Source organism: Nocardioides sp. YIM 152588 (assembly GCF_040191335.1).
Taxonomy (GTDB): Bacteria; Actinomycetota; Actinomycetes; order Propionibacteriales; family Nocardioidaceae; genus Nocardioides.
The window spans coordinates 1-6827 of record NZ_JBEGDJ010000093.1 but is presented as its reverse complement, the minus strand read 5'-3'; the positions used below and the strand labels follow the sequence as shown (position 1 = coordinate 6827).

General features: G+C 77.7%; 8 protein-coding genes. 4 read left to right on the top strand and 4 right to left on the bottom strand.

Annotated features, from left to right (window positions below; all coding sequences use genetic code 11):
- The 4 genes from ABLM29_RS21880 to ABLM29_RS21865 form a co-directional block, all read right to left on the bottom strand.
- Positions 1-580 (bottom strand): lysylphosphatidylglycerol synthase domain-containing protein (locus ABLM29_RS21880; RefSeq protein WP_349716745.1); only part of this gene is annotated, 580 nt, incomplete at its 3' end.
- The gene (locus ABLM29_RS21875; RefSeq protein WP_349716744.1) at positions 577-1689 is read right to left on the bottom strand and encodes a glycosyltransferase family 4 protein; all 1113 of its coding nucleotides are present in this window, start codon (positions 1687-1689) and stop codon (positions 577-579) included. The genes ABLM29_RS21880 and ABLM29_RS21875, both read right to left, overlap by 4 nt.
- The gene (locus ABLM29_RS21870; RefSeq protein ID WP_349716743.1) at positions 1686-2105 is read right to left on the bottom strand and encodes a 6-pyruvoyl trahydropterin synthase family protein; all 420 of its coding nucleotides are present in this window, start codon (positions 2103-2105) and stop codon (positions 1686-1688) included. The genes ABLM29_RS21875 and ABLM29_RS21870 overlap by 4 nt, the downstream gene beginning before the upstream one ends.
- Positions 2105-3085, bottom strand: a complete 981-nt coding sequence (locus ABLM29_RS21865) for a zinc-dependent alcohol dehydrogenase (RefSeq protein ID WP_349716741.1) — start codon at positions 3083-3085, stop codon at positions 2105-2107. Before ABLM29_RS21865 ends, ABLM29_RS21870 begins: the two co-directional genes overlap by 1 nt.
- Before the next feature lie 145 nt (positions 3086-3230).
- Between ABLM29_RS21865 and ABLM29_RS21860 the strand changes: the two genes are divergently transcribed.
- From ABLM29_RS21860 to ABLM29_RS21845, 4 genes are all read left to right on the top strand, one after another.
- Complete coding sequence (locus ABLM29_RS21860; protein ID WP_349716740.1) at positions 3231-5531, top strand: CDP-alcohol phosphatidyltransferase family protein; 2301 nt, start codon at positions 3231-3233, stop codon at positions 5529-5531.
- An 81-nt stretch (positions 5532-5612) separates the two neighbouring features.
- Entirely contained in the window at positions 5613-5996 is a 384-nt protein-coding gene (locus ABLM29_RS21855) for a hypothetical protein (protein WP_349716738.1), read from the top strand.
- 47 nt (positions 5997-6043) lie between these two features.
- Positions 6044-6556: a sigma-70 family RNA polymerase sigma factor gene (locus tag ABLM29_RS21850; RefSeq protein WP_349716736.1), complete on the top strand. Its 513-nt coding sequence runs from the start codon at positions 6044-6046 to the stop codon at positions 6554-6556.
- A partial coding sequence (locus ABLM29_RS21845) for an anti-sigma factor family protein (protein WP_349716735.1) occupies positions 6553-6827 on the top strand: 275 nt, incomplete at its 3' end. The genes ABLM29_RS21850 and ABLM29_RS21845, both read left to right, overlap by 4 nt.

Below are 6827 nucleotides of genomic sequence, written 5' to 3'. Positions count from 1 at the left end.
GTCCGGCCGCGGCGGCGACCGCGGCCAGCAGCCCCGCCGCCCCCAGCGCGACCAGCACGGCCGGACCGAGGTGCGCGAGCACGCCGCCGGGTGCGCCGCCGACGACCAGCAGGGTCAGCGCGACCAGCCCCACCTGCCCCAGCGCCCGCTCCCACGCGACGGCCCGCGCCGCCCGGCCGAGCGCGTCCTGCTCGTCGCCGTGGCGCACCGCCCGGTGCACGTCGCCGAGGATGCCGCCGGGCAGCAGTTGGTTGAGGAGCTGGGAGCGGTAGTACGCGGCGACCGCGCCGCGCATCCCCAGCGGCAGGTCGAGCCGTCGGGCGACCCACCGCCACCGCCAGGCGGAGCCCGCGGTGGTGAGCGCGACCAGCCCGACCGCCGCGGCGACCGCGGCCGGGGTGACCAGGTCGAACGCCTCGAGGAAGGGGCCCGCGCCGAGCCGCTGGACCAGGACCGCCAGCACCACCGCGGGCACGCCCAGTCGCAGGCCCACGCGCACCACCGCGCGCGTCCGCGACGCCGGCGCCGGGGCGTGGCCCGGGGCGCCGGCACCGGGGTCCAGGCCCGGCAGGGTGGTCATGTCGGAACCACGGGCGCCGCGGCGGATCGGTTCACCCCGGGCCGGGGACCGGCCGCCACGGCGTCGAGCACGCTCGCGGCCGTGGCGGTCCACGGCTCCAGCCCGGGCCGTCGCGCCAGGGTGGCCGCTCGGAGCCGACGGCGGGCGGCGCCGTCGGTGAGCCACCGGCGCAGCGCGTCGGCCAGCGCCGCGGGATCGCCGGGCGGCACCAGGATGCCGGGGCGGCACCCGTCCGGGGCCGTCCCCAGCGCCTCGGGGACCCCGCCGACGCCGCTGGCCAGCACCGGGACGCCGCGCGCCAGCGCCTCGGTGACCACCATCCCGTAGGTCTCCAGGCGCGTCGGCAGGACCAGCAGGTCGGCCGTCGCGTACGCCGTGGCCAGGCGTCGCGGCGGGAGGGGTCCCTCGATCCGCACCCGCCCGCCCAGGCCCGGTGCCGCGGCCGACCGGCGCACGTCGGCGGCGAAGCCGGGTGCCCGTCCGAGGGGGCCGACGACCCGGCTGGACCACTCCAGGTCGGCGACCCCGGCGAGCGCCGCGACCAGCACGTCCTGCCCCTTGGCGGGCACCACGGCACCGACCGTCAGCAGCCGCCCACCCGTGGGGGAGCGGGCCGCGACCTCGGCGCCGTCCGCGCCCGGCCGCGCCACCCGGACCGACCCGGGCGCCAGCCCGTGCTCGGCCAGCAGGTACCGGCGGGTCCAGTCGCTGGTGGTGAGGACCCCGGCCGCGGCGCGCAGCGCGCGGCGCTCCTGCGCGACCGCGTCCGGGCCGGCCTCCTCGTCGAGCGCGAGCGGCAGGTGGACCAGGAGCCACACGGCCAGCCGTCCGCGCTCGCGGGCGACCGGCTCCGCGTGGGCCAGTCCGACCAGGCCGTCGACGACGACGCGGCCGCCGTCGGGGACCCCCGCGAGCGCCGCCGCGAGCGCCGCCCCCGACCCCACCGGTACGCCGACCGGGCGCACGTCACGGCCCATCTCGGACAGCGCCGCGGCCAGCCGCAGGTCGTAGGTGTTGCCGCCGCTGGGGCGATCCGGGTCGTCGACGCCTGCGGGCACGAGCAGGTGGAGCACGCGGGCCGGGTCGCCGTGGCCGGCCGGCTGGCTCACGGCTCGACCCGCAGCGGGCGGCGGTAGGACGCCCAGGCGAGGTCGGTCTCGCGCAGCGTGACCTCCAGGTCGCGCACGTGGCCGGTCGCGTCCGGGCCGCCGTCGGCCAGCCCGTCGGCCAGGCCGTCGGCCAGCCGGTCGGCGACCACGCGGGCGAGCACCTCGGTGGTGGTCAGCACCCCGGCGAGGTCCGGCTCGTCGTCGAGGTTGCGGTACTCCAGGCCGGCGAGCACGGCCCGCAGCGCCGACGCGAGCGCACCGATGTCGGCCACCACGCCGTGCCGGTCGAGGGCGTCGGCGTGCAGCGTCGCCTCGACCACGTAGGTGGCGCCGTGCAGTCGTTGCGCCGGCCCGAAGAAGGGGTCCGGCAGGCTGTGGGCGACCATCATCCGGTCGCGGACGGTCAGGGTGAACATCAGGCGTCCTCGTAGGTGATCGTGTGGCAGATGCCGTCGAGCGAGCCGGCCGCGAGCTCCTCCATCGCGGTCGGCAGGTCGGCGAACCGGGAGGACCCGGTCAGCAGCGCGTCGAAGGCCGGGTCGCGCAGCAGCGCGAGTGCCAGCGCGAGGCGGCCGCCCGGGGTCCAGCGGGGGCGGGCGGTCCGGGGCAGGGCGCCGACCTGGCTCGCGGTGATCCCGAGGCGACGGGAGTGGAAGTCGCCGCCGAGCGCCAGGCCGACCTGCCCCTCGCCGTACCAGCTGAGCTCGACGACCGCCCCGTCGTCGGGCAGCAGGCCCAGCGCCGTGGCGAGCCCCGCGCCGGTCGCGCTGGCGTGGAGGACCACGTCCTGGTCCCGCGGTGCCCGCTCGGGCGTGGCGAACCCGACCCCGAGCGCGGCGGCGACCTCCGCGCGCGACGGGTCGACGTCGACCAGCGTCACCTCGGCGCCCGGGATGCCCGCGAGCAGTCGCGCCAGGCAGCAGCCGACGAGCCCGGCGCCGACGACGCAGGCGCGGTCGCCGAGCATCGGCCGGGCCTGCCAGAGCGCGTTGAGCGCCGTCTCCACCGTGCCGGCCAGCACCGCCCGGCGCGCGGGCACGCCGACCGGCACCGGTGTCACCGCGCCGGCCGGCACCACGTACGACGTCTGGTGGGGGTGCAGGCAGAAGACCGTCCGGCCGAGCAGCGACGGCTCGCCGGCCTCGACGGTGCCGACGCTGAGGTAGCCGTACTTCACCGGGCCCGGCAGGTCGCCGGCCTGGAACGGCGCCCGCATCGCGTCGTACTGGTCCGGCGGCACGCGGCCGGCGAACACCAGGCGCTCGGTGCCGCGGCTGATCGCGGAGTGCAGCGTGCGCACCCGGACCTGGTCCGGCCCGGGTTCGGGGAGCGACTCGGCCCGGATCTCGCCCCGCCCGGGCTCGGCGACCCAGAAGGCCGACCCGTTGCTCGCCACGGTGCCCCCTTCCTCGCCGCCATCTCGTCCCCGTCGTGGTGAACCGGACGGGCGACGCGCCCGTGGTTCCTACGACCTGCCCGTTCGTCCACCACACGGAGGCGCCGTGGCTCCGGTTCAACCGGCTCGGACCCGGGCCGTCAGCGTGCGGCCCGCCCGGGCGGCGCTGGCCGCCCAGGTCGCGCTGCTCGCCCTGTTGAGCGCCGCGACCGGCGTCGGCGTGGTGGCCTGGCTCGTCGCGCTCGGCCTGCAGGCGATCGTGGTGGCGCTGCTCGCGCGTGGCCTCGCCGCCGCCGGGACGACGGCGCTGGGCGCCGCGAACCTGGTCACGCTGGTCCGGTCGGTGCTGACCTGCGCGGTCGCGGGGCTGGTGGTCGCGTCCCTCGCGGAGCCCGGGCCGTCCGCGGCGATCGTCGCCCTCGCCGCACCCGCGCTGGTCCTCGACGCCGTCGACGGGCGGGTCGCGCGGCGCACGCGGACCGCCACGCCGCTCGGTGCCCTCTTCGACATGGAGACCGACGCGCTGCTCATCCTCGCGCTCAGCGTGGACGCCGCCACCCGGGTCGGCTGGTGGGTGCTGCTGATCGGCCTGGCCCGCTACCTGCTGCTGCTCGCGCAGCGTGTCGTCGCCCCGCTGCGCGGCGAGATCGCGCCGCGCCGCTGGCGCAAGGCGGTCGCCGCGCTCCAGGGGGTCGCGCTGCTGGCCGTGTGCAGCGGGTTGCTCCCGGGTGCCGCGGCGACCGGGCTGCTGGCCGTGGCGCTCGGCGCGCTGCTCCTCTCCTTCGGCACCGAGGTCGTCGAGCGCTGCGGCGGTCGGGGCGCCGTGCGGGCGCTGGTGACGGTCCTGGCCGGGGTCCTGGTGTGGGCCGCCCTCGCGGCGCCCGACGGCGACCGGAACCTGACGCCGTGGCTCGTGCTGCGGGTGCCGCTGGAGGGGATGGTCCTGGTCGTGGTGGCCGCCCTGCTGCCGGCGCGGTGGGCGGTCCGGCTCGGGGCGGCGGTCGGGGTGCTGCTGGCGGTGGTGGTGCCGCTGAAGGCGGTCAACGTCGGGTTCACCCTCGTGCTCGACCGACGCTTCGACGTCATCGGCGACTGGTTCTACCTCGGCGCGGCCCTCGGTGTCCTCGCCGACTCGACCGGTCGCGCCGTCGCCGTGCTGCTCGTGGCCGTGGTGGTGGCCCTGGTGCTGGCGCTGCTGGTGCTGCTCCCGATCGCGACCGTGCGGGTCGCCCGGGCCGCCGGGCGGCACCGCACCCGCGTGGTGGCGGTCGCGGCGGCGCTGACGGTCGGGGCCGCCGCGCTCAGCGCGGCCGGCGTCGGCCCGGCGCCGTACCACCGGTCCCTGACGGCCGCGTCCGCCGGCGTGGTCGTCGACCAGGCGGTCGGCGTCCGCGCGGACCTGAGGGACCACGGCGTCTTCGCGGCCGAGATCTCCGAGGACCCGATGGCGCGGGTGCCCCCGGAGCGGCTGCTCTCCCGGCTGCGGGGCGTCGACGTGCTGCTGGTCTTCGTCGAGAGCTACGGGCGGTCGGCGCTGGAGGATCCCGAGCTGGCCCCGGCGGTCACGGCCGCCGTCGAGGCCGGCGACCGACGGCTGCGGCGCGCCGGCTACCGCGCCCGCAGCGGCTTCCTCACCTCCCCGACCTTCGGCGCGGCCAGCTGGCTCGCGCACGCGACGCTGCAGTCGGGGCTGTGGGTGGACGGGCAGCGGCGCTACAGCCAGCTGCTCGGGTCCGACCGGCTCACGCTGACCGGCGCCTTCGGGCGGGCCGGCTGGCGCACCGTCTTCGCCGTCCCGTCGGTCACCCGGGGCTGGACGGAGGGGGAGCGCTTCTACGGGTTCGACCGGCTCTACGGCGCCGGCGACGTGGGCTACCGGGGGCCCGCGTTCGGCTACGCGACGATGCCGGACCAGTACACGCTGGCGCGCTTCGGGGCGACGGAGCTGGCGCCGACCGACCGGCCGTCGGTGATGGCCGAGATCGACCTGGTCTCCAGCCACCACCCGTGGGCGCCGCTGCCGCGGCTCGTCCCCTGGGAGGAGGTCGGTGACGGCTCGGTGTTCGACCCGATGCCCGCGGAGGGGGAGAGCGCCGAGGAGGTGCTGGCCGACCCCGACCGGGTCCGCGACGCCTACGCCCGGTCGGTCGCCTACTCGGTCGAGGCCGTCACCTCCTTCCTCGCCGGGCGCCCCGCCGACGACCTCGTGGTGGTGATGCTGGGCGACCACCAGCCCCACCACTACGTCAGCGGGGAGGACCCCGGCTACGACGTGCCGGTCTCGGTCATCGCGCGCGACCCCCGGCTGCTCTCGGCGGTCGCGGGCTGGCGGTGGAGCGCCGGCCTGCGGCCCGCGACGGACGCCCCGGTGTGGCGGATGGACGCCTTCCGCGACCGGTTCCTGCGGGCCTTCGGCACTGGTCCGGTCCACCGGCGGGAGCGTTGAACCGCCCGGCGGTGCGGTCCGTGTCTGGGGGGACACGACCGAACAGGCGCCGGACGGCGCCGTGGGGAACGGAGCTCGTGGATGATGCGATGGATCGGAGCGGTGGCGGTGGCGGTCTCGGCCGTCATCCACCTGTACCTGTGGCTCGACGGAGTCAAGGACCAGGGCACCGTGGGTGCCCTGTTCGTGGTCAACGTGTTCGCCGGCGCGGCGATCGCGGTGCTCCTCGTGCGCTGGCACCACTGGATGCCGCTGCTGCTGGCGGTCGGATTCGGGGCCAGCACGCTCGGGGCCTTCCTGATCTCGGTGAGCGTGGGGCTGTTCGGCATCCAGACCGGCTGGAGCTGGTACGCCTGGCTGGCCGCCGCCTCGGAGGTGCTCGCGGTGGTGGCGGGCGTGGTGGCGGCCGCCCAGGAGGGGTACCTCACCCGGGCCGGCAGCGGGCGGAGGGTGGCGCGGCGCTGACGCGACCCCGAGACTCGGGGTACCGGCGACCGGCCAGGGGGCGGACCGTGACCGACGACCACGAACAGCTGATGCGGGCGCTGCACGACGAGCACGGCGCGGCGCTGTGGGGGTACTGCCTCCACCTGACCGACCGTGACCCGGTCCGCGCCCAGGACGTGTGCCAGGAGACGCTGGTCCGGGCCTGGCAGCACCCGGAGGTCTTCGCACGGACGCCGTCGGCGGCCCGGGGCTGGCTGTTCACCGTCGCCCGCAACATCGTCATCGACGAGTGGCGCGCCCGGAAGGTCCGTCCCGAGACGGTGATGGCCGAGCCGCCCGACGCCCGCGCCGAGCAGGACCGGGTGGACCAGCTGCTCGACCGCTGGGTGCTCGCCGAGGCGATGGCCACCCTCTCCGAGGACCACCGGCGGGTGCTCTTCGAGTGCTACTTCCAGGGTCGGTCGGTCGCCGACGCGGCCGGTCGCCTCGGCGTGCCGGCCGGGACCGTGAAGTCGCGGGCCCACTACGCGCTGCGCGCGCTGCGGCTGGCGCTGGAGGAGCTGGGGGTGACCGGGTGAGCGCCACCGACCCCTACGCCCACGACGACGCGGCCTACGTGCTCGGCGCGCTCAGCCCGGAGGAGCGGCGGGCGTTCGAGGAGCACCTGACCGGCTGCGCGGAGTGCGCCCGCGCCGTCCGCGAGGTCGCCGGGGTCCCCGGCCTGCTGGCCCGGCTCGACGCCTCCGCGTTCGCCGTGCCCGAGGAGCTGCCGCCGGTGCCGGACACCCTGCTGCCGCGGCTGCTCGCCCGGGTCCGCCGCCGGCGGCGCCGGGCACGCGTGCTGGCGTC

Excerpts from the sequence above, each read along its gene's own strand:
- ABLM29_RS21855 (WP_349716738.1), top strand. The coding sequence starts at position 5,613 with ATGATGCGATGGATCGGAGCGGTGGCGGTGGCGGTCTCGGCCGTCATC.
- ABLM29_RS21870 (WP_349716743.1), bottom strand. The coding sequence starts at position 2,105 with ATGTTCACCCTGACCGTCCGCGACCGGATGATGGTCGCCCACAGCCTG.